At 63.4% G+C, this 22566-nt stretch carries 20 protein-coding genes; 9 read left to right on the forward strand and 11 right to left on the reverse strand.

Annotation, left to right across the window (positions count from 1 at the left end; all coding sequences use genetic code 11):
* Nucleotides 1-179 precede the first annotated feature (179 nt).
* The 9 genes from J3P89_RS10635 (at nt 180) to J3P89_RS10675 (ending at nt 7155) form a co-directional block, all read left to right on the forward strand.
* Nucleotides 180-1502, forward strand: coding sequence for an MFS transporter (locus tag J3P89_RS10635; protein WP_434573625.1), 1323 nt, complete (start codon nt 180-182; stop codon nt 1500-1502).
* 204 nt (nt 1503-1706) lie between these two features.
* Nucleotides 1707-2699: an AraD1 family protein gene (gene araD1, locus J3P89_RS10640; RefSeq protein ID WP_434630327.1), complete on the forward strand. Its 993-nt coding sequence runs from the start codon at nt 1707-1709 to the stop codon at nt 2697-2699.
* Between the two features lie 13 nt (nt 2700-2712).
* Nucleotides 2713-4293 carry an aldehyde dehydrogenase (NADP(+)) gene (locus tag J3P89_RS10645; RefSeq protein ID WP_434657176.1) on the forward strand — a complete coding sequence of 527 codons (1581 nt, stop codon included), beginning with the start codon at nt 2713-2715 and terminating at the stop codon, nt 4291-4293.
* A 218-nt stretch (nt 4294-4511) separates the two neighbouring features.
* Nucleotides 4512-4808, forward strand: a complete 297-nt coding sequence (locus tag J3P89_RS10650) for a DUF5629 family protein (protein WP_305500466.1) — start codon at nt 4512-4514, stop codon at nt 4806-4808.
* Nucleotides 4795-5970: a lactonase family protein gene (locus tag J3P89_RS10655; RefSeq protein ID WP_434657178.1), complete on the forward strand. Its 1176-nt coding sequence runs from the start codon at nt 4795-4797 to the stop codon at nt 5968-5970. Before J3P89_RS10650 ends, J3P89_RS10655 begins: the two co-directional genes overlap by 14 nt.
* A gap of 156 nt (nt 5971-6126) precedes the next feature.
* Nucleotides 6127-6306: a hypothetical protein gene (locus J3P89_RS10660; RefSeq protein WP_018611529.1), complete on the forward strand. Its 180-nt coding sequence runs from the start codon at nt 6127-6129 to the stop codon at nt 6304-6306.
* A 169-nt stretch (nt 6307-6475) separates the two neighbouring features.
* Entirely contained in the window at nt 6476-6601 is a 126-nt protein-coding gene (locus tag J3P89_RS10665; protein WP_305500469.1) for a hypothetical protein, read from the forward strand.
* Nucleotides 6602-6715: 114 nt separating this feature from the next.
* On the forward strand, nt 6716-6901 hold the full coding sequence (locus tag J3P89_RS10670) for a hypothetical protein (RefSeq protein ID WP_434573635.1): 186 nt from the start codon (nt 6716-6718) through the stop codon (nt 6899-6901).
* The gene (locus tag J3P89_RS10675) at nt 6898-7155 is read left to right on the forward strand and encodes a hypothetical protein (RefSeq protein ID WP_305500471.1); all 258 of its coding nucleotides are present in this window, start codon (nt 6898-6900) and stop codon (nt 7153-7155) included. Before J3P89_RS10670 ends, J3P89_RS10675 begins: the two co-directional genes overlap by 4 nt.
* A 146-nt stretch (nt 7156-7301) precedes the next feature.
* Here J3P89_RS10675 and J3P89_RS10680 read toward each other — a convergent pair whose 3' ends face one another.
* From J3P89_RS10680 to J3P89_RS10730, 11 genes are all read right to left on the reverse strand, one after another.
* Nucleotides 7302-7904 carry a glutathione S-transferase gene (locus tag J3P89_RS10680; protein WP_434697485.1) on the reverse strand — a complete coding sequence of 201 codons (603 nt, stop codon included), beginning with the start codon at nt 7902-7904 and terminating at the stop codon, nt 7302-7304.
* Nucleotides 7901-11542, reverse strand: a complete 3642-nt coding sequence (locus J3P89_RS10685; RefSeq protein WP_434697486.1) for an AAA family ATPase — start codon at nt 11540-11542, stop codon at nt 7901-7903. Before J3P89_RS10685 ends, J3P89_RS10680 begins: the two co-directional genes overlap by 4 nt.
* Nucleotides 11539-12783: an exonuclease SbcCD subunit D C-terminal domain-containing protein gene (locus J3P89_RS10690; protein ID WP_434697487.1), complete on the reverse strand. Its 1245-nt coding sequence runs from the start codon at nt 12781-12783 to the stop codon at nt 11539-11541. The genes J3P89_RS10685 and J3P89_RS10690 overlap by 4 nt, the downstream gene beginning before the upstream one ends.
* 253 nt (nt 12784-13036) lie before the next feature.
* Nucleotides 13037-14674 carry a BatD family protein gene (locus tag J3P89_RS10695; RefSeq protein WP_434697488.1) on the reverse strand — a complete coding sequence of 546 codons (1638 nt, stop codon included), beginning with the start codon at nt 14672-14674 and terminating at the stop codon, nt 13037-13039.
* Nucleotides 14671-16404, reverse strand: a complete 1734-nt coding sequence (locus J3P89_RS10700; RefSeq protein ID WP_434697489.1) for a tetratricopeptide repeat protein — start codon at nt 16402-16404, stop codon at nt 14671-14673. Before J3P89_RS10700 ends, J3P89_RS10695 begins: the two co-directional genes overlap by 4 nt.
* The gene (locus J3P89_RS10705) at nt 16401-17480 is read right to left on the reverse strand and encodes a vWA domain-containing protein (protein ID WP_434697490.1); all 1080 of its coding nucleotides are present in this window, start codon (nt 17478-17480) and stop codon (nt 16401-16403) included. Before J3P89_RS10705 ends, J3P89_RS10700 begins: the two co-directional genes overlap by 4 nt.
* Nucleotides 17473-17967: a DUF4381 domain-containing protein gene (locus J3P89_RS10710; RefSeq protein WP_434657195.1), complete on the reverse strand. Its 495-nt coding sequence runs from the start codon at nt 17965-17967 to the stop codon at nt 17473-17475. Before J3P89_RS10710 ends, J3P89_RS10705 begins: the two co-directional genes overlap by 8 nt.
* Nucleotides 17964-18908 (reverse strand): DUF58 domain-containing protein, encoded by a 945-nt coding sequence (locus J3P89_RS10715; protein WP_434657197.1) that lies wholly within the window; start codon nt 18906-18908, stop codon nt 17964-17966. Before J3P89_RS10715 ends, J3P89_RS10710 begins: the two co-directional genes overlap by 4 nt.
* A gap of 9 nt (nt 18909-18917) precedes the next feature.
* Nucleotides 18918-19877 carry an AAA family ATPase gene (locus tag J3P89_RS10720; protein ID WP_039589986.1) on the reverse strand — a complete coding sequence of 320 codons (960 nt, stop codon included), beginning with the start codon at nt 19875-19877 and terminating at the stop codon, nt 18918-18920.
* A gap of 393 nt (nt 19878-20270) precedes the next feature.
* Nucleotides 20271-21248 carry a 2-hydroxyacid dehydrogenase gene (locus J3P89_RS10725; RefSeq protein ID WP_434697491.1) on the reverse strand — a complete coding sequence of 326 codons (978 nt, stop codon included), beginning with the start codon at nt 21246-21248 and terminating at the stop codon, nt 20271-20273.
* 12 nt (nt 21249-21260) lie between these two features.
* On the reverse strand, nt 21261-22559 hold the full coding sequence (locus J3P89_RS10730; RefSeq protein WP_434630356.1) for an MFS transporter: 1299 nt from the start codon (nt 22557-22559) through the stop codon (nt 21261-21263).
* Between the last annotated feature and the right edge of the window lie 7 nt (nt 22560-22566).

The following is a 22566-nucleotide window of genomic DNA, read 5'->3' on the forward strand; positions in this document are numbered from 1 at the left end:
TTGTATGACTATATTGTTCGAGCTGAAGCGTAACATAAGCGCAATTTACGCCGTTTGGAAGTGTTGTTGGGTAAATAGTATTACTATATAGTCCGATTTAACGGAGGGGTTGTCCTGGCGGTCATTCGCGAGAGAAATCCCCCGAGGTTCTATAACAACAACAATCGGAGACCGGTCCCATGAGCCAGGAATTGCGGCTTATACGTCGCATTACACTCAAACTGATTCCCTTCCTGATCCTGCTTTACCTGATCGCGTACGTGGATCGCTCCGCCGTGGGCTTTGCCAAGCTGCACATGGGCGCGGACATCGGCATCGGCGACGCCGCCTACGGCCTCGGCGCGGGCCTGTTCTTCATTGGTTATTTCCTCCTGGAGATTCCCAGCAACCTGATGCTGGAGCGCTTCGGTGCGCGGCGCTGGTTTGCCCGGATCATGATCACCTGGGGCGCAATCACCATCGGCATGGCTTTTGTGCAGGGGCCCTATAGTTTCTACGTGATGCGCTTTCTGCTGGGCGCGGCCGAAGCCGGGTTCTTTCCGGGGGTGCTGTATTACATCACCCAGTGGTTCCCGGTGCGCCATCGCGGCAAGATCCTCGGGCTGTTCATTCTTTCCCAACCCATTGCGATGATGATCACCGGTCCCGTTTCCGGTGGCTTGCTGGGCATGGACGGCATCCTCGGCCTGCACGGCTGGCAGTGGTTGTTCATCGTCATCGGCCTGCCGGCGGTGCTGTTGACCTGGCCGGTGCTGCGTTATCTGCCGGACGGCCCGCAACAGGTCAAATGGATGGACCAGTCCGAGAAGGACTGGCTGACCGGTGAGCTGAAAAAGGACCTGGAAGAATACGGCCAGACCCGTCATGGCAACCCGCTGCATGCGCTCAAGGACAAGCGCGTCCTGCTGCTGGCGCTGTTCTACCTGCCGGTGACCCTGAGCATCTACGGCCTGGGGCTGTGGCTGCCGACGCTGATCAAGCAGTTCGGCGGCAGTGACCTGGTGACCGGCTTTGTCTCTTCCGTGCCGTATATCTTCGGCATCATTGGCCTGCTGATCATTCCTCGCAGCTCCGACCGCCTGAACGACCGCTACGGTCACCTGGCCGTGCTGTATGTGTTGGGCGCCATCGGTCTGTTCCTCAGTGCCTGGTTGACCGTGCCGGTGCTGCAACTGGCGGCGTTGTGCCTGGTGGCGTTTGCACTGTTTTCCTGCACGGCGGTGTTCTGGACCTTGCCGGGACGGTTCTTCGCCGGTGCCAGCGCGGCGGCGGGCATTGCCTTGATCAACTCGGTAGGCAACCTGGGCGGCTATATCGGCCCGTTCGTGATCGGCGCCTTGAAGGAATACACCGGTAACCTGGCGTCCGGGCTGTACTTCCTGTCGTGCGTGATGGTGTTCGGCCTGGTGTTGACCGGGGTGGTCTATCGCTTGCTCGAACGCAAGCACGTATTGCCGGCTGACCAGTTCGCGGCAAGTGCCCGCGGGGCGACGCGTAGCTGAGTTGTTGCAGCTTTTGTGGCGAGGGAGCTTGCTCCCGCTCGACTGCGCAGCAGTCGCAATATGGGCGATGTGTTTTGCCTGAATGAACTCGGCGCCTGAAAGTAGGGGGGCTTCGCCCCCCAGCGGGAGCAAGCTCCCTCGCCACAAAAAGCCTGCAAAGCGATTCGGCGTTCATATTCAAGTTTTGTTTACAGGGAGAAACCCATGCGTTTAGTTCAGTTCGAATTGAGTAACGGCGAACGCCGCGTCGGTGTAGTTGACGGCGAGCAGGTGCGCGAAGTGCAGGGCGCCACGACGGTGCGCGACCTGGCGCTGGCCGCCATCGAGGCGGGCGTCAAGCTTGAGCAACAGGTCGACGGCCTGGGCCTGGGAGCGAGCCATGACTATGCGCAACTGCTGAGCGAATTGCGCATCCTGCCGCCGCTGGATCACCCGGACCCGGCTCACCTGCTGGTCAGCGGTACCGGCCTGACTCACCTGGGCAGCGCCTCGGCCCGGGACAAGATGCACCAACAGGCTGGCGACGAGAGCGCCATGACCGACACCATGCGCATCTTCAAATGGGGCGTGGAGGGCGGCAAACCCGCCGCCGGGCAGGCTGGCGTTCAGCCGGAATGGTTCTACAAGGGCGACGGCAGCATCGTCGTCCGTCCCGGCCATCCGTTCCCGCTGCCGCCCTTTGCCGAAGACGCTGGCGAGGAGCCGGAAATCAGCGGCCTGTATGTCATCGGTCATGACGGCAAGCCATATCGGCTGGGCTTTGCGGTAGGCAACGAATTCTCCGATCACGTCATGGAACGCAAGAATTATCTGTACCTGGCCCATTCGAAACTGCGCAGTTGCAGCTTCGGCCCGGAACTTCGCGTGGGCGAACTGCCTCAACATCTGTCCGGGACCAGTCGTATCCTGCGCAACGGCGAAGTGCTGTGGCAGAACGAATTCCTCAGCGGCGAGGCGAACATGTGCCACAGCCTCGAGAACCTCGAGTTCCACCATTTCAAGTACAGTCAGTTCCTGCGCCCCGGGGACGTGCACGTTCACTTCTTCGGCACCGCGACGCTGTCGTTCGCCGACGGCATCCGCACCCAGCCGGGGGACGTGTTCGAAATCAGCCAGGCCGAATTCGGCGCACCGCTGATCAACGGCATTGCTCCGGTAGACGCGGTGTTCAACCCAGGTACTATCGGCACACTTTAAAAGGAGACTTGCGATGAACCAGATCCTTGGCCACAACTACATCGGCGGCGCACGCAGCGCGGCCGGCCAGACTCGCCTGCAAAGTTTCGACGCCAGCACCGGCGAGGCCTTGCCGCATGATTTCGTCCAGGCCACGGCGGAAGAAGTCGACGCCGCCGCCAAGGCCGCCGCGGCGGCTTATCCAGCCTACCGCAGCCTGAGCGCGGCGCGCCGGGCCGAATTTCTCGATGCCATCGCCGATGAGCTGGACGCCTTGGGTGATGAGTTCGTCGCCGTGGTCTGCCGCGAAACCGCGTTGCCAGCCGCACGGATCCAGGGCGAGCGCGGCCGCACCAGCGGGCAGATGCGCCTGTTCGCCAAGGTCTTGCGCCGTGGCGATTTCTACGGCGCGCGCATCGACCGGGCCTTGCCGGAGCGTACGCCGCTGCCGCGCCCGGACCTGCGCCAGTACCGCATTGGTCTCGGTCCGGTGGCCGTGTTTGGCGCCAGCAACTTCCCATTGGCATTCTCCACCGCTGGCGGTGACACCGCTGCCGCGCTGGCCGCCGGTTGCCCGGTGGTATTCAAGGCCCACAGTGGCCACATGGCCACCGCCGAGCATGTGGCCGATGCGATCATTCGCGCGGCTGAAAAGACTTCGATGCCGGCCGGTGTGTTCAACATGATCTACGGCGGTGGCGTCGGCGAATGGCTGGTCAAGCATCCGGCGATCCAGGCCGTCGGCTTCACCGGTTCCCTGAAAGGCGGGCGTGCCCTGTGCGACATGGCGGCCGCGCGACCCCAGCCGATTCCGGTCTTCGCCGAGATGTCGAGCATCAACCCGGTGATCGTCCTCCCGCAAGCGTTGCAAGCGCGCGCCGAAAGTGTCGCTCGCGACCTGACCGCCTCGGTGGTGCAAGGCTGCGGTCAGTTCTGCACCAACCCTGGCCTGGTGATCGGTATCCGCTCACCTGAGTTCACTGCCTTCACCCAGCAGGTGGCTGCGCTGATCGGCGACCAGGCGCCGCAAACCATGCTCAATGCCGGCACGCTGCAAAGCTACGGCAAAGGCCTGCAAAAATTGCTGGCCCACCCAGGCATCGAACACCTGGCCGGTCGCGAGCAGCAAGGCAACCAGGCGCAACCGCAATTGTTCAAGGCTGACGCCAGCCTGTTGATCAACGGTGACGAGGCGTTGCAGGAAGAGGTCTTCGGCCCGACCACGGTATTTGTCGAAGTGGCGGACCAGGCGCAATTGAGCGCTGCGCTGCATGGCCTGCACGGCCAGCTCACCGCCACGATCATTGGCGAACCGGCAGACTTCGAACGGTTCGGCGAACTGACGCCGCTGCTGGAGCAGAAGGTCGGCCGCATCTTGCTCAACGGTTATCCAACTGGTGTGGAGGTCTGCGATTCGATGGTCCATGGCGGGCCCTACCCGGCGACGTCCGATGCGCGTGGCACTTCGGTCGGCACGCTGGCGATCGATCGGTTCCTGCGTCCGGTGTGCTTCCAGAACTACCCCGACAACCTGTTGCCAGAGCCGTTGAAGAACGCCAACCCGCTGGGGATCCTGCGGCTGGTAGATGGCGTGCCGGGGCGCGAGGCGCTCTGAGGAGCTGAACAGGCCGTTGCATTCATGTTGAATGCGCCGGCCTTTTCGCGAGCAGGCTCGCTCCCACAGGGGATTTCTGGTGGGTATGAATCCGTTGTGGGAGCGAGCCTGCTCGCGAAAGCGATAGGTCGGCCAGCACCGCTTTCGAACCTTATGGCCCAAGCTCCACTCTGACATTGGGTTATCATGCCGCTTTTCCCAATGACTGACTGATCGCTATGACTGCCCCGACCGACACTCTGCTGCACGCCCTCGAACACTGCGACATGCTGATCATCGACGGGCTGCACGCTTTCGATTTTTCCCTCGACGAGCAGGACCAACTGCACGTCGAATGCATGAACGGCCGCACCCTCGAGCATTGGCGTTTCACGCCGGCACAGATGCAGGCCGCGACTTTCGACACAGCCTCGAAACATTGGGTCATCACCAGTGATTCGGGCGATCACCATCTGGAATGCGTGGAGGCGACCAGCGGCCACGACGACGAGGACTCCGAGCATGAAGATGCGTAGTTTCTGGCCATTGCTGATGGCCGGCAGCGTGGGCGCCATGGGCGTCCAGGCAGAAACCACCGAGCACTATCAATTGCTGGTGGGCTCCTACACGGCGGACCAGAGCCAGGGCATCTACCGCATGCAGTTCGACAGCCGGACCGGCCAGCTCGACGCCAAGCCACTGCAGGTGATCAAGACGGACAACCCCTCTTGGTTGACCCTTTCCAAGGACCTGAGCCGGCTGTTCGTGGTCAACGAAAACGGCCCGGGCCAGAAAGACCCGGTGGGCAAGGTCAGCAGTTACGCCGTTAACCCCAAAACCCATGAACTGAGCCTGATCAATCAGGTCCAGTCCCTGGGCAACGAGCCGACTCATTCCAGCCTGAGCCATGACGGCCAGCATCTGCTGGTGAGTAATTATTCCGTTCTGGAGAACCCGGGCGGTACCTTGGTCGTGCTGCCAGTGGGGGCGGACGGCAAGCTCGCGCCGGTGGTGCAGTCGGGCAGTCATCAGCCGAGTCGGGTCAACCCTGAGCGGCAGAAGTCGGGGCATGTGCATTCGGCGGTGCCTTCGCCGGACGGCAAGTATGTGTTTGCCAACGACCTGGGGGCGGACAAGGTATTCGTCTACCGCTACGACCCGAAAGCCAACCCCGAGCTGCCGCTGACGCCTGCCGATCCGGCATTCGTGCAGTTGCCGCCGGGCAGCGGGCCGCGTCACCTGCTGTTCAGCAACGATGGCAAGCACGCCTGGCTGACCATGGAGATGACCGCCCAGGTTGCGGTGTTCGATTACCAGGATGGTCGCCTTACCCAGCGTCAACTGGTCGACCTCGCCGTCGGCAAGCCCCAGCCGGGTAAAGCGGCGGCAGCGCTGCATGCGTCCAGGGACGGCAAGTTCCTGTACGTCAGCAATCGGGGCACCACCAACGAACTGGTGGTATTTGCCATCGACCCGGCGGCTGGCACGCTGAAAGAGCTTCAGCGGCGCTCTGTCGAGGGCGACCACCCTCGGGAATTCAGCCTCGACCCGAGTGAAAAATTTGTCCTGGTGGCCAACCAGAAGAGCAACCAGATCGTCGTCATCGAGCGTGATCCGAAGACCGGCCTGCTGGGTAAAACCGTCCAGAAGCTGGCGATGGATGCGCCGAGCGACTTGAAATTCATGGTTCGTCAATAAGCTGAAGGCCCCGATTCACGGGGCCTTCGCCGTTGTATCAACGAGACTGATAGTCGCTAGTATTACAAAGCATTTCAAGACGAGACGCCTCGGCGCGTAAGTTTGCTTCACGGCCCCACCGGGCAAATCAGCAAACTGAATCCGAGGACTACCGCCATGAATCTGAATCTCTTCTCCGTTATTGCCGCTTCCGCTATCTCTGCCACCGTGGCATTGCCAGCCAGTGCCAGCATCGAAATCAGCGACAAGAAAAACCGCACCCAGAGCTACACCGAGAAATACCTGCAACAGAGCGCCAACTTCTACGCCGCACTGGATCACAAGACCCAACACTGAATCACGCTGACCCCTGAAGCCTGCGATCTTTCATTTCCTGCTGGATGCCAGCGGAGAGAAAAGATCGCAGGCTTCGTGCGTGGGCAGAAAATCCCGTTGTGATATCACATAGCCATGTGTTTAAATTTGACGCTAGTTAATTGACTCCTTACCAATAAGGATCGACACCATGGCGATGCGTCTGGCAGTGATGCTGCTGTTTCTCTACTCCACTCCGATTGTCTCGGCGGCCCAGCCAATTCCTGGAGAGCTGGAAGTGGCTCGCGAGCGATTGTTGAGCTTGGTCAACGACTGATTTCAGGGTTTCATCAATCAATAAACCTGATGGTGACTATGCATAGTCGTCGCTATTCATAACGGTTTATTTGATTGATTCTGTGGGCATCGAAACATGCCCACGGAGAACCCCATGGCCCGCGCAATCCTTTCTTCCGCCAGACACGGCGCCTACATCGCCATCGGCCTTTACGTCGCATTGGTGCTGGTGGTCAGCGTCGGCGCCCAATACCAAGGCTTCGTTGATTCGTCGCTGCATGCGTCGGTTGCCACTGTCGCCGCCGAACGCGGCGCAGGCAAAGGGGCGGTCGGCGCATGAGCAGATGCAGGTTCTGGGTGATCGCCTTCCTGGCGTTTATCACCAACGGGTTTTCGTTGCTTGGGTTGGGGCAGGCGTCGGCGGGGTCTTTGGCGCGGACGATCGAGTGCAACCACAACATCGCCCATAACATCCTCACCGCCAGGGCATTGGGAGTGTTGGTGGGTAATCCGCCGTCGGCGCCGAGGGTGGCTGAGTTTGGGCCGTTTCAGGTTGATTGCGCGGTGGTGCGCATGTGCAGCGTCGCCGCTTGAAGGGATCTACGGGCTTTTGTGGCGAGGGAGCTTGCTCCCGCTCGGCTGCGCAGCAGACGCCTTGGGTGTAGACCGAATGGGCCTGCTGCGCAGGCCAGCGGGAGCAAGCTCCCTCGCCACAAGAAGCGCGGTCGCAAGAATATTTTCTACTTGGCCATGATCGCTACGAACAGCTCGGAGTCCAGGAATTTCTGCAACCAACCTTGCAGCCGCGGATAGGGCGCCTGGGCAAACCAGTCGCGATCGACATGGGCGAACTGGCGTATGAAGGGCATCACCGCCACGTCGGCCAGGCTCTGATGTTCCGCCGTCAGGAACGGCCGGGTTTCAAGCAGTCCTTCCAGTTTGCGCAGAAAAACTTCGCCTTCGCTGCGGTAGTGTTCCTGCGTGTATTCGGGATGTCGCTCCGGGTATTTGTAGCGGTTCAGGTGAAGCTTGAATACCTGGTCGTTTTCCTCGATCAACGCTGCCGTCAACGCCTGGGCCTTGGCATCGTCCCGTAGCTGCCAGTCCTGCGGATCGTGTTGGGCCAAGGCCCAGTTGATGATCTCCAGGCTTTCATCGATCACCCGGCCATCGACCTGCAACACCGGCACCGTGCCTTTGCTCGAGAGTGCAAGCATCTCGGCGGGCTTGGCCTTCAGGCTGACTTCGACGATCGTCAGTTCGACCGCGCTGTAACGCAACGCCATGCGTGCGCGCATGGCATAGGGGCAGCGACGGAAGGAGTACAGCGTGGCACGGCTCATTTCACCTCCAGCGTGCTAAGCCCATTGCCCTGGCGGCGGACCTGGATCTGCACCGGGATCCGCTCGTGCATTTCCTGCACATGGGAGATGACCGCGACCTTGCGCCCCTGGGCCTGCAAGCCGTCGAGGGCGTCCATCGCCAGTTGCAGCGATTCGGGGTCGAGGCTGCCGAAGCCTTCGTCGATGAACAACGATTCGATTCTCAGCGTGCTGGACGCCATCGAAGCCAGGCCCAGCGCCAGGGCAAGGGAGACCAGGAAGGTCTCGCCGCCGGACAACGAATGCACCGAGCGCAGTTCATCGCCCATTTCCGTGTCCATTACCAGCAGGCCAAGCATGCTGCCGCCGCGCTTGAGCCGGTAACGGCGAACCAGTTGGCGCAACTGGGCGTTGGCATGGTGGACCAGCAAGTCGAGGTTGTACGCCTGGGCCAGTTTGCGGAAGCGGTCGCCGGTGGCCGAGCCAATCAAGGCGTCGAGGCGCGCCCAGCGCTGGTATTCGGCATAGGCCTGCTCAATCTGTCGGGCCAGGGCCTGGTTGGCATGCTGCCGACGCTGGTCTTCAGTCTGTTCGGCACGCAACTCGGCGCAGCGCTGTTCGCTGGCGGCAAACTGCTCCTGCAGCACCGCCAAGGCTTGGGTCAGTTCTTCAGGCGGCAAATTGCCGTTGTGTTGGGCCTGGTGGTTGTGCAGGCGCTGCTCGCGTTCGGTGAGCAGGACGCGGGCCTGCTCGATGGCTTTTTCGCTGGTGAGCAGGCGTTGCCGCAGTTGACTGACCTGTTGCTCGTCGAGGCCGAGCAAGGCATCGAGCGCGGCGTCGTCGAGTTCCGGATGAGAAGCGCGCCATTGGGCGATGCCGGCGGCGAGCGTCTGCTGTTCGGCCTCAAGCGACTGGGCCTGCTCATGCCGGGCCTGGAGCTCGGCAGCCAGTTGCACGAGGGTATTGCGCAACTCCTGTAACTGCTGACCGGCCGCTGCCTCGGCATGGCGGGCCTGTTCCAGGGCCTGGTCGAGTTGTTGCTGCCATTGTTCGGCACTGGAATGTTCGCCCAGCAGTTGCGTGAGTTTTTGCTGGCAGGTCTGCTGTTGCTCATTCAGCGCGTTGAATTGCTGCTGCGCCGCTTCGAGTTGCTGCACGCGGGTCTGCTGGCGGTCCTGCTCTTTCTCCAGGGCTTGCTGGCGTTGAAGTTGTTCGCCGAGTTCTTCGCGTTGCTGTTCCAGTTGCGCCAGGCGCTGGGTGATCCGCTGGTCGAGTCGCATGAACGTCGCGGCGGGATCGCTGCGCAGGGCCTGCAAGGTATCGGCCGGCAGCAGCGCACTGAAATGACCGAGCTCTTCGTCCAGGCGCTGGCGGTCGCGGGCCATTTCCTGTTGCTGGTTGCCCAGGTGCAGTGACGCCTGCTGGCTGGCGGTTTCCGCTTCGCGCAGTTGCTGCGCCAGGCGCGTGGCGTCCTGTTGCAGGGTGAGCAGGGCGGCCTGGCGTTGTTCGTCCTGGCTGATGCGCAGGTTCAACTGGCTGTTTTGCTGGGCCAGCCAGGCGTCGCGCTGGTCTGGATCCTGAGCCAGCAACTGTTCCGACAACGGATGGGCTTCGAGGCTTGGCGCGAGGCCTTGTTGCTGGGCGGCGAGTTGTTCCTGTTGCTGTTTGAATTCCTTGAGCTGGGCAATGACCCCACTGTATTGCGCTCGCAGATCAATGACTTTTTCATTGAGCAGGTCGACGACTCTGCGCGCATTGGCCTCTTCGCTTTCATCGAATCGGCCGAGGCTTTGCAGCAGCGCTTCGGGCTGATGGTACGGGTGTTCGACGCTGCCGCAGACCGGGCACGGCTGGTTGTCCTGCAACTGTTCGCGCAGTTGCTCGACGCTTTCGCTGCGAGCCAGGCGCTGGCGTTCCAGCAGTTCACGGGTGACAGTCAGGGTCTGTTCGGCAATGGCCAGCTCGGCCTTGGCTTCGCCGCCTTCGCGCACCAGCCGGTCGCGTTCCTGCAAGGCTTGCTGCTGGCGTTGCTCCAGCTCTGCGCTGCGTTTGTCCAGCTCCTGCTGGCTGGCCCAAAGCCGGGTCAGTTCTTCGAATGCGCGCAGTTGCTTGCGATTGTCTTGCAGCAGGTTGCCGAGCAACTGGATCTGTTCCGCCACCGCTTGCGGTTCGGCCCCGGCTTCCTTGTAGAGCACTTCGAGGTTTTGCCGGCGGGTTGCCAGGTCATCGGCGGCGCGAGTGGCGCTTTGTTCCAGCAGCGCGAGTTCGTCCTGGCCCTTGTTCAGCCGGTTGCCGATCAGCATCAACTGTTGCAGGCGATCGCGGTAGGCGGACCAGGCATCGCCCAGCGGTGCGAGATCGGTACTTTGTTCCAGTTCGCCGGCGATCCTTTGCAGGCGCTCATCAACCTGCCGTTGCTGTTCGAGCAGGGTGTCGATGCTGCGCTGGCCGTCGGTGCAAGCCTGTTGGACCTGTTGCAACTGTTCGGCACCTTGGCCGGTTTCCCTGGCCAGGCGGGCGAGGCTGCTCTGTTCATCGAATGCCTGGCGTAGCAGCGGTGCGTTGTCGGCGCTCTGCTGGCGGGCGGCGGCCAAGGCCAATTGCGCCACGCCCAGGCCTTTCTCCAGTTCGGCCTGTTGCTCATGCAATTCGACTTGCTGCTGGGTCAGTTGCTGGATCCTGACTGCCAGCGGCTCCAGCTGGCGGTTCAATTCCGCCTGGCGGATGAACTGATGCCGCTGAGGCGCCAGTTGTTCCAGGCGTGTCTGTTTCAGGCGTTCGTCGGCCAGCGCAGCCCAATCGGCCTGTGACTGTTGCAGTTGTTCAGCGGCGCTGGCCTGTTCGTCCTGCAACTGGCGCAGGTCCCTGAGCCAGGTGTGCTGCTGTTCCAATTGCTTGAGCTGTGCCTGCTGGGTCTTGAGCAGTTGCTGGGCGTCGTTGAAGCGTTGGTCCAGCTCGGCGCGGGCTTCGGCGGCCAGCGGCGTGACGCCGGTGGCCTGGTCTTGCAACTGCTTGTGGGTTTCCCTGGCCTGCTTGGCCTTGTCGAAGGCGCGGCGGCCCAGACGCGTATACAGGGCCGTGTCGGTGAGCTTTTCCAACAACTCGCTGCGGTCGTTGTCGTCGGCCTTGAGAAAGGCGCTGAACTCGCTCTGGGCCAGCAGCACGGCGCGGGTGAACTGCTCGAAATTCAGGCCCAAGGCGGCTTCGAGCTGGGTCTTGTATTCGCCTTTCTGGCTGGCCAGCAGTTGGTCATTGTCCAGGTCGCGCAGGCTCTGGCGGCTGGCCTGCAATTTGCCGCCGGCTTTTTCCCGGGCGCGATTGGCCTCCCAGCGAGCCCGGTAGCGGCGCCCGTCGATACCGCGAAAATCCACTTCGGCATAACCGTCACCGGTGCCACGGCGCAGCAGCGTGCGCGGATCGCCCGTGGCGATCTCGCCGTCGGCGTCCGGTACCTTGGCGTCACGACCGGTGTTGTTCAGGCGCGGCACCGCACCAAAAAGCGCCAGGCACAAGGCATCCAGCAGCGTGCTCTTGCCGGCGCCGGTGGGGCCGGTGATGGCGAACAGGCCGGCGCTGGCCAACGGCTCGGCAGTGAAATCGATTTCAAACGGCCCGGCGAGGGAGGCGAGGTTCTTCAGGCGGATCGCGAGGATCTTCATGGCTGCTCGCTCTCCATCTGCACGTCTTGCAACAGCACGGCAAAATCCTTGAGGGTCTGTTCGTCCACTTCGTTGCCGTAGGTGTCCTGCCAGGCACGGCTGAACAGTTCCTGCGGGCTCAGCTGGTCCAGTTCGACCAGCGCGGTGCCATCCTCGACACCGCTGGAGCCGCCAGTGCCGGCGTACTCGGCGGCGATGCGCACCAGGCGCACGGCTTTGCCTTGCAGCGCCGTCTCCACTTGATGGCGCAAGTCGGGCTGCGGCTCGTCGAGGCGCACTCGAACCTCCAGCCAGGGCTGGCGCTGCACGTCCGCCAGCAGGTCGATGTCCGGCAGGTCCTTCAGTTGCCGGAGGATATCGGCCAGCGGCGCCGGGCCCAGGCGCTGCAGGTTGACGGCGCGGGGAATCAGCCGGGGCTCGACGTTTACCAGGGTTTCGCCGTCCAGGGTGACGTCGAGGATCTGGTGCTGATAGCCGATCTCGGAGAACGACAGCGGGATCGGCGAGCCGCTGTAGCGGATGCGCTCTTCACCGTTGACCTTCTGCGGCTTGTGCAGGTGGCCGAGGGCGACGTAGCTGATGCTCGGGCCGAAGAGGCTGGCGGGCAGCGCTTCGGCATTGCCGATGATCAGGCTGCGCTCGGAGTCCTCCGATACCGAGCCGCCGGCCATGTGCGCATGGCTGACGGCGATCAGTGCCTGGCCTTTCTTGCGTTTGTCATTGGCAGCGGCGATCAGCCATTCATGGACCTGGCCGATGCCGCGCAGGTAATCATCCCCCAACTGCGCGCCGGTGACTTCCGCCGGCCGCAGGAACGGCAGCGCCAGGCACCAGGCGCGGACCTTACCCTTGGCGTCGGGCAATGGCAGCAACAGGCGCTCGACGTCCAGTTGTCCATCATCCAGCCACAGCACCCGGCCCAGGGCATGGGTGCGCAAGCGCCGCATCAACGGCGCCGGCAGTTCGATGCGTGAGCCGGAGTCGTGGTTGCCGGCGATCATGACGATGGTCAGGTTGGCGTTTTGTTCGTGGGCGCTGACGATGAAGTCGTACAGCCGCTCCTGGGCTTTGACCGGCGGGTTGACGGTGTCGAAGATATCGCCAGCGATCAGCAGCACATCGGGCTTTTCGCTGCCCAGTTGACGCAGCAGCCAGTCGAGGAAACAGGCGTGTTCGAAGTCGCGATCCTGGCCGTGGAGGTTTTGCCCCAGGTGCCAGTCGGAGGTGTGAAACAGACGCAAGGCAGACTCCAGAATACAGACGATGGCCGCGGGAGGAGAGGCGGCGCAAAAATGCAGAGTTTACTGGGAAACGCGGGGGAGGGGCTGCCCAACTTTGTCGGATGCACCGGCGCGGCTGTTGTGGCGAGGGAGCTTGCTCCCGCTGGGCCGGGCTTGCGCTCCAGTGCGCAGCAGCCCTCAGCTTTTTGCGGTCGCTGCGCAACCGAGCGGGAGCAAGCTCCCTCGCCACAAAAGTCCTGCGACAAAAACGGGGTTATTTGGGATAGAGCGGCGGCAGGCTCGAATCACTGGCAGCGTCCGGCGCTCCTTCCAGAGGCGGAATGGTCCGGATCGCCCGCCACAGGTCTTCCCCTTGCCAATACTGGCCGGTTTCGCTGTAGAGGGCGCCGTTCAAGCCGTCGAGGGCGTCGGACAGTGGCACGAAACGCGCCGCCATGTCGGCCAGGGTTTCCGGTTGCTGTCGAGCCCAGGCATCCAGCGCCTGGCGGGTGGCGTGCGAGTCGTTGGCCAGGCAGGCGCGCTTGAGGTCATCCAGCAGTGTGCGTGGGCTCGGCCCGGCCTGGGCCGAGCGCAGGATCGCCGGTTGCCAGCGCGCGCGCCACCACAGGCCGAAGCCGAGCAACGTCGTGCAGGCCAGGATCAACGTACTGAGTTGCCAGTACCAGAGGGTTTCGCTGTCGACAGTGGTGACGATCTGAGTGGTGCCTGCCGGTGTGTCGACCATCAGGCTCGGGTTGTTCGCCACTTGCAGGGTCCGGGCCGGCAGGCTGGTGCGGTCCAGGTGGTCTTCCAGGGTGTTCCACCAGACCACTTCCACCGGCGGCAGCTCGATGGTGCCGCTACGATTGGGCACCAGGGCTTCGCGGTCCTCGCGGCTGCCAACCAGGCCGCGCTCGCTGCTGCGGCTGCTCAGCACCGGCTGGTCGGGGTAGCGCCGCAGGCCATTGATTTCGGTAGGCGGAAGCGGCGGCAACTGGGCGCTGGTCAAGCCTTCCGCCTCCAGGGTCAGGCTGCGGGTGAGCGAATCGCCGACCTGGCTGTGAGTCGGTTCCGGGCTCCAGCTTTCGCTCAAGGACAAGCTGCGCGCCGGCAGCCAGGGGAGGTCGGCCGGGTAACTGGCGGGCTTGGGCTTGACGGTCAGTTGCAGTTGCGTGGAACTGACGCGCATCAACTGGCCGGGTTTGGCGCCCGGTGCTGCGGTGCCCTGGGCCGTGGGTTCAACCAGCGTGGCGCTGAAGGTCTGGGCCGGGATCGCCAGTTCGCCGCTGCGCTGCGGGTAGATGCCGTAACGCAACTCGATGACGCCGTGGCGCACATCGTTGATGACTTTTTCGTAGGTGCGCGATTCGCCCAGTTGCTCGGTGCGCGCATCGGGAATGTGCAGCGGTGTCAGGCTGCTGTCGTCGTACAGCGACACCGAATGGTAGATGCGCAGCGTCAGGATGGCCTGGGCCTGCACGTACACCTCGCGCTGGTCGAGGCTGGCTTCGATGAACACCGGCGCGAGGGTGCCAGAGGCGTTGCGGGTTTCGCTTTCGATCACCTGCAAAGTGATCGGCTGGCTGCTGACTTCGCCCAGTTGCAGCGGCGGGATCACCACCGTGCCGCTCTGACGCGGCAGCAGCGTGACGATCCAGCGGGTAGTGGCGCGATTCTCGCCGTCAAGGGTGGTCAACTGGTTGACCTGGCGGGTACCGCGCACATCAAACAGTGCCTGGAGCGGGCTCAGGTCTGGTTTGCCGAACAGCGTGGCATCGTTGGACTCCAGCGTCAGCTCGACGGTCTCCCCGGAGTTCAGGCGACTGCGGTCCACGCTGGCAGTCAGCTGCGCGGCCTGGGACCCGGCAGCCCAGAGCAGCAAGACGAGGAGATAGGCGGTGAAGCGGGTCATTGGTGTTTTTCCTGAGCCTGGTGGCTTTGCTGTTCATACCAGAATTTTCGCCTGAGCAGTTCGCCCGGGTTGTCCGGGATCTGGCGCAGCCATTGTTCCAGTGCCTGGCGCTGCTCTTCGGCATTGCGCTGGCCCGCGGCCGGGCGCAGCGGCGGCGTGGTGGTCTGCTCGTCGGGCAGTTCGCTGCCGGGCACGTCCTCGGCGCGGGTCGGTGGCGCCTGGGACGCCGGGGATTGCTCCGGCGTCGCTGGCGCCTCGGAAGAAGGCTGGCCCGGCTCGGACGACTGATTCGGGGTATCGCTATCCGGCGATTGCTCGGTGGGCGCGGGGTCCTGGTTTTCGTCAGGCTTGGCGGTGTCCGGTGGCGCAGCCTGCTCTTTCAGCAGGCTTTCCACCAAGGCCTTGTTGGTCTGCGCCGGGCGCAGGTCCGGCTGCAATTCCAGCGCTTGCTCATAGGCATCGATCGCGGCCTCCAGTTCGCCGCTGCGGGCCAGAGCATTGCCGCGATTGTAATGCGCGCGGGCATCGTTCCCTTCAGCGAAACGCCGGGCGGCCTCGCTGTACTGGCCGGCCTCGTAGAGGGCGACACCTTGCCATTGGCTGTCCTCGAAGCGAGTGGCGGCCTCGGCCGGGCGTTTCTGCTTGAGCAGGTGCTGGCCCTGTTGATCGGGGCGCAGCCACAGGTCCTCGAATTCGAAGGCATGGCTGGTCTGCGGCAGCGCAAACAGCAGCGGCAGGCAGAACAGCCAGCCCCGACGCCCGGCGCAGGCGGCCAGCAGCAGGAGCGGCAACAGCAGCCAATAACCCTGGTCGGCCCAGGTGTCCAGGCGCAAATTCTGGCCATCGCTGCGCAGGCGGCGCGGACCGTCCAGCAGGCCCAGGCCGCGCAGGTCGCTGTCGTCCAGGTGCGCGGGACGGTAACGGCCGTCCAGCTCATCGAGAAATGACTTGAGGCTTGGGCTGTCCAGGCGCGGCACCAGGATTGCGCCTTGGGCATCCTTCAGGTAGCTGCCGTCTTCCTGGGCCACGGGCGCACCTTCACGCGTACCGATGCCGAGCATCAGCAAACGTGTGGCGGAGCCGTCTAGCCTCTGGCTTATGCCAAGGCGTTCCTGCTCGTTCAGGGATGAACCGATCAACAAGATCCGGCCGTGGCCGAGCCCGGCCTGGTCCAGCAATGCCATGGCCTTGTTGACGGCCAGGTCGGCACGGTGGCCGCCTTGCGGCATGATCGATGGGGCCAGGGCTTCGAGCAGGTTGGCGCTGGTGGCCAGGTCGTCGGACAGCGGCACCAGCGTATGGGCGCTGCCGGCATAGACGATGATCGCGGTCTGCGCGTCGCTGCGGTTCTGCAGCACGTCGAGCACTTTGCGCCGGGCCTGTTCCAGGCGCGTGGGCGGGACGTCGGTGGCGAGCATCTCTGGCGTCAGTTCGAAAATAACCACCAGCGGATCGGCGGGTTTCTGGCTGGTCTGTTCGACCCGCGTCCAGCTGGGGCCGAGCAAGGCCAGCACCACCAGCAGCCAGCCCAGCCCGAGGGCGATCCACGGCAGCTTGCTTTCGCGACCACTGCCACCGGTGAGCAGCACGGCATGGAACGCCGGCGGCAGGATCATCTGCCAGCGGCCCACGCGTTTCTGTCGGTGCCACAGTTGCCAGAGCAGCCAGCCCAACAGGGGCAGCAGCAAGATAAAAGCGGGACGCAGCCAATGCGGCCAGAGCGCGATCATCGGCGCCTCCGCAGTCGCAGGCGCTTGAGCCGCTGGCGCCATTCAGAGGTTTGCGAGGGTTGGAACAGCGGCTGGGTGAACAGGCGTTGCAAGGGGTTGTCCGGCCAGCGCTCACGAACCACCAGCAACATGCTCAACAGCAAGGCAACGGCCAGCGGCCAATGATAAAGCGCCTGGGCGGGACGGGCCTGGGTCGGCTGCTGGGTCACCGGTTCGAGTTGGTCAAGGGTGGTCTTGATCGTCAGCAACTGCTCGCCATCCTGGGCGCGGAAATACCGGCCGCCGGTGATCTGAGCGATTTCCCTGAGTGTCGCTTCGTCGAGATCCAGGCTGGGGTTGACGCCGAGAAATCCCGCCGTGCCACTTTGCTCCGGATCGGCACCCACCCCGATCGGGTAGATTTTCACGCTTTCGTCGGCAGCCAGCTGGGCGGCAGTCAGCGGGTCGATTTCGCCGCCGTTATTGGCGCCATCGGTCACCAGGATCAGCACGCGGCTATTGGCCGGGCGTTGCCGCAGGCGTTTGAGGGCCAGGCCAATCGCATCGCCGATCGCCGTGTTCTTGCCGGCGATGCCGATGCGCGCCTCGTCGAGCCAGTGGCGTACGGTGCGGCGATCGAAGGTCAGCGGCGCCTGCAGGTAGGCCTGGCTGCCAAACAGAATCAGGCCGACCCGGTCACCTTCCCGACCTTCGAGAAAATCCCCGAGCATATGCTGGACCAGCGCCAGGCGACTGATGTCCTCGTCTTTCCACTGCATGTCAGGAAAATCCATGGACCCGGACACATCCACCGCCACCAGCAGGTCGCGACCGCTGGCGGCAATCGGCAACGGCTCGCCCAGCCACTGCGGGCGGGCGGCGGCGATCAGCAGCAACAACCAAAGCAGGATGAAAGGCGCCTGCTGGCGCCATGTCGGCAGATTGGCCCGGGCCCGGCGCCCGACCAGCCCTTCGAGGTCCTCGAGGAAACTCACTTTGAGTGCCGGTTCGCCACTGTCCGCTGCGGGCAGCACCATTCGCATCAGCCAGGGCAGCGGCAGCAGGGCGAAAATCCACGGCCAGGCGAACTCAAACATGTTTGCGAATCCACGTCTCGACCGCTTGCGTCAGGCCGGCGATGGCTTTGTCGTCAAGCTTGCACTCGGGCTTGTAGGCACCTTCTACAAGGATCATCCAGCGGGTCAGGCCGGCGGCCGGGCAGCGGTTGTCGAGGAAGGCCAGCCATTTGCGCCCGTTGAGAGTATGGCTCTGGCTGTAGGGGTAATGGTTGCGGCACAGGCGCTTGAGCAGCCCGTTGAGTTGCTGCAGCCAGGCCCCGGCCGGCGCGCCGTCGTAGGGTTTGGGTAACAGCGCCAGCTCGGCCAGCGCGGCCAGGCGCACCGGATCCAGGGGTTGTTCGGCGCGGTCGTGGGTGCGCTTGGCGGGAATGAAACGGCGCAACTGCCACAAGCCCAGGCCCAGCAATGGCAATAACACCAACAACATCCACCAGCCCGGTGCGGGCGGCCAGAAACCGATGGGCGGCGGCGCCATCAGCGGTTGCAGCTGATCAAGGCTGCTCATCGGGTTTTTCCTGGGCGCTTGGGGTTCAGGTACTCGCGCAGTTGTTCGACCATGTCGCCTTGAGTGCTCAAGGGCAGCATCAGGATCCGCAGCTTTTGCGCCAGCAGTTCCCAGCGCTCCAGGCGCGCCTCGGCCTGGGCGCGGTAGGTCTGGCGCAGTTCCAGGTTCAGCGTGTCGAGCTCCAATTGCTCACCGCGCTGGGCAAACCGCAGCAGGCCGGCGGCGGGCAGGGCGTGGTCCAGCGGGTCGGACAGCGGCAGCAGCAACAGGTCGCAATGACGCGACAGCAGGCTCAACTGCTGCTCGGCACCGTCGGAGAGGGCGCGCTCGTCACAGATCACGATCGCCAGGCTGCCGGGCCGCAGGACTTCCCGGGCCCGGCGCAAGGCGACACCGAAGGAATCGCGGTCCGACTCGCCTTCGGTGTGCAACGACTGATTGACGCGCACCAGGCGGTTGAGCAGTTGCAGCAGGCTTTGTTTGCTGCGCCGAGGCTTGACCTCGTAGTGGCTGTTATTGCCGAACACCAGGCCGCCGACCCGGTCATTGTGCCCCAGCGCGGCCCAGCCGATCAGGCTGGCGGCCTGGGCGGCGAGTACCGACTTGAAGACCTGCCCGGAACCGAAGAACAGGCGGTGGCTTTGCTCGATCATGATGAAGATCGGCCGTTCGCGTTCTTCATGGAACAGTTTGGTGTGGGGCTCCTGGGTTCGGGCGGTGACGCGCCAGTCGATGGTCCTCACGTCGTCGCCGGCCTGGTAGACCCGCACCTGATCGAAGTCCACTCCGCGCCCGCGCAGCTTGGAATGATGCAGGCCGATCAGCGGGCTGCGCTGGCCAGGGGTGGAGAACAACTGCACTTCGCGCACGCGATGGCGCATCTCGATCAGCTCCGAGAGGCTGACGCGGATGCCCGGGACGGGCGCCAGTGGGTTATTCATGATTCATGCTCAAGCGACAGCGACGACGTCGAGAATCCGCTGCACGACCCGGTCCTGGTCGATGCCGGCGGCTTCGGCTTCGAACGACAGGATGATGCGATGGCGCAGCACGTCGAACAGCACGGCCTGGATGTCTTCCGGGCTGACGAAGTCGCGTCCGGCCAGCCAGGCGTGGGCCCGGGCGCAGCGGTCCAGGGCAATCGAGCCCCGCGGGCTGGCACCGTAGGCGATCCACTCGGCCATCTCCGGGTCGAACTTGGCCGGGTTGCGAGTGGCCATGATCAGTTGAACCAGGTACTCCTCCACGGCGTCGGCCATGTACAGCCCGAGGATCTCCTTGCGCGCCGAAAAAATTGCCTGCTGGCTGACGCGACGTTCAGGCTTGGTTTCGCCATTCAACGCCTCACCGCGTGCCTGCTGCAGGATCCGGCGCTCGACCGCGGCGTCCGGAAACCCGATCTTGACGTGCATCAGGAACCGGTCGAGCTGTGCTTCGGGCAGCGGGTAGGTGCCTTCCTGCTCGATCGGGTTCTGCGTGGCCATCACCAGGAACAGTGGCGACAGCTCATAAGTACTGCGCCCGACGCTGACCTGCCGCTCGGCCATCGCTTCGAGAAGGGCCGACTGGACCTTGGCCGGGGCACGGTTGATTTCGTCCGCCAGCACCAGGTTGTGGAAGATCGGCCCTTGCTGGAACACGAAGCTGCCGGTTTCCGGGCGATAGATCTCGGTGCCGGTGATGTCGGCGGGCAGCAGGTCGGGGGTGAACTGGATGCGATGGAACTGCGCTTCGATGCCCTCGGCCAGCTCTTTGATCGCCTTGGTCTTGGCCAGCCCGGGCGCGCCTTCCACCAGCATGTGGCCGTCGGCGAGCAGGGCGATGAGCAGGCGCTCGATGAGTTTTTCCTGGCCGAGAATCTGCGTTGAAAGAAAGGTTCGCAGCGCCAGCAGCGCTTCACGATGTTCCATCGGTGACTGTTCCTGGAAAGGGTGGCCCAGGCGTTCCGATAACGCCGGGGCTGGGGGCGATACTTTAATGCATGGCGGGGGGTGGCGACTAACGGGATTTTGATGGAGCGTGCGGATTTGTGATCGGCTTCGGTGTGGTGTGGGGGCGGATTTGCTCACGAAGGCGGTCTGACCGGTGTAATGCTGTTCACTTAAGGCAATCGGAGAACCCGTGGCGAGGGAGCTTGCTCCCGCTGGGCCGCGAAGCGGCCCCAAAACCTGCCAAATACGTAGTATCAGACACACCGCATCCGCCGGTTTACGACTGCTTCGCAGCCGAGCGGGAGCAAGCTCCCTCGCCACGGATACATCATTTTGTTAAGTGAACAGCATTAGTCTGACCGGTGACAATTCTCAGCCTTTCCAGGCCCCCGGATTCACCAGATTCACCGGCCGCTCACCCGCCAACGCCGCCAGCAGGTTGTCCACGGCGCAGCGCGCCATGGCCTCGCGTGTCTCGTGGGTCGCCGAGCCCATGTGCGGCGTCGCTACCACGTTGTCCATCTGCAGCAGTGGCGAGGCCGGGCTCAGGGGTTCATGTTCGAACACATCCAGCCCGGCGCCACGGATCTGCCCGCTGCGCAGGGCTTCGATCATCGCCGCTTCGTCCACGACCTTGCCCCGGGAGATATTGATGAAGATGCTTTCGGGTCGCATCCGTGCAAATGCCCGTGCATCGATAAGCCCTTGGGTCTCAGCAGTCAGGGGCAAGGTCAGGCAGATGAAATCGGCTTCGTGCAGCAGTGTATCGAGGTCGCAGTAGCGCGCATTAAAACGTTGTTCCACCGCAGGCTTGGGCGAGTGACTGTGATAGAGCACCGGCATGCCAAAGCCGAAGTGGCCGCGCTGGGCCAGGGCTTCGCCAATGCGGCCCATGCCGACGATGCCCAGGGTCTTGCCATGGACATCACTGCCGAAATGCCGCGGGCCGATACTTTGCCGCCATTGGCCGGCCCGAACCAGATTGGCCAGTTCGACGACGCGTCGGGCCGTAGCCAGGATTAAGGCGAACCCGGTATCGGCGGTGGTTTCGGTCAGTACATCCGGCGTGTTGGTGAGCAGGATCCGGCGTTCGGTCAGGTAATCGATGTCGTAATTGTCGACCCCGACCGAAACGCTGGCGATGGCCTCAAGGTCAGGCGCCAGGTCCAGCAGCGGCGCATCGAGCCTCAGGCTCGCGCCCAGCAAGCCATGCGCACTGGGCAAGGCCTCGCGCAATTGCGCGAGGCCCTGGGCGTCGAGGCGTTCGATGAGGGTGACCTGGGCCTGCGCTTGCAGGCGCTCCATCAGTTGCGCTGATAGCGTTTTGTACAACACCACGTGTTTTTTCATGGGAAGCCTCATTCAGGAACGTGCTGGCGCCGGGTTTGGCGTCGCGGTTTTGGACACGACCCGGTCGCTGGCGCCGGGCTTGAGGGCTAGGGTCAGCACCACCGACAGCAGCAACGCGCCACTCATCAGCAGGAAGGACATGCCGGTGGAGCCGGTGGAGCCGTTGAGGTAACCCACCAGATACGAGCCGCCGAACGAGCCCAGCGCGCCCATGCTGTTGATCAGCGCCATGGCGCCGCCGGCGACGTTGGCCGGGAGGATTTCCGGAACGATGGCGAAAAACGGACCGTAGGGCGCGTACATGCACGCGCCGGCAAGCACCAGCAAGGCGTAGGACCACCAGAAATGTTCCGCCCCGAGCAAATAGGAGGCGTAGAAGGCGATGGAGGCGATCAGCAGCGGCGGCCAGACAAAACGCTTGCGCTTCTGCACCTTGTCCGACGCCCAGGAGACGATCAGCATGGCGATCACGGCCGCCAGATAAGGCAGCGATGACAGCCACCCGGCCTCGACCATGTTCATTTTCAGGCCGGCCTTGAGGATCGACGGCAACCACAGCACAAACCCGTAGACGCCGATGCTCCAGCAGAAAAACTGCAGGGCCAGGATGATCACCTTGGGCGAGCGGAAGGCCTCGGCATAGTTTTTCACTGCCTTGATGCCGACCTGTTCGGCCGCCAGCACGGTTTCCAGGTCTTGTTTTTCCTGGTCGCTGAGCCACTTGGCCTGGGCCGGGCGATCATCGGCCAGGCGCCACCAGACAAAGGCCCAGAGCACCGCCGGCAGCCCCTCGATGATGAACATCCAGCGCCAGTCGAATTGCTCCACCAGGTAGCCTGAGACCACTGACATCCACAACATGGTCACCGGGTTGCCGAGGATCAGGAAAGTGTTGGCGCGCGAGCGTTCGGCCCGGGTGAACCAGTGACACAGATAGACCAGCATCGCCGGCATCACGGCGGCTTCCACCACGCCGAGCATGAAGCGGATCACGATCAGCCAGTACGCGTTGGACACCACCCCGGTGAGGGTCGCCAGCGAGCCCCAGAGGATCAGGCTGACGAAGATCAGCTTCTTGACGCTGTGCTTTTGCGCGTAGATCGCTCCCGGCACCTGGAAGAAAAAATAGCCGAGGAAAAACAGTGCGCCGAGCAACGAGGAAAGCCCCGGGGTGATCATCAGGTCCTCGGCCATGCCCGACGCGGCGGCGAAGCCATAGTTGGCGCGGTCGAGGTAGGCCAGGCTGTAGGTGATGAACACGATGGGCATGATGTACCACCAGCGGCGGGTGGCGAGATTGAGCGTTTGCATGTTGTGA

It is taken from the genome of Pseudomonas sp. Z1-14, from assembly GCF_051132005.1.
Classification (GTDB): Bacteria; Pseudomonadota; Gammaproteobacteria; order Pseudomonadales; family Pseudomonadaceae; genus Aquipseudomonas.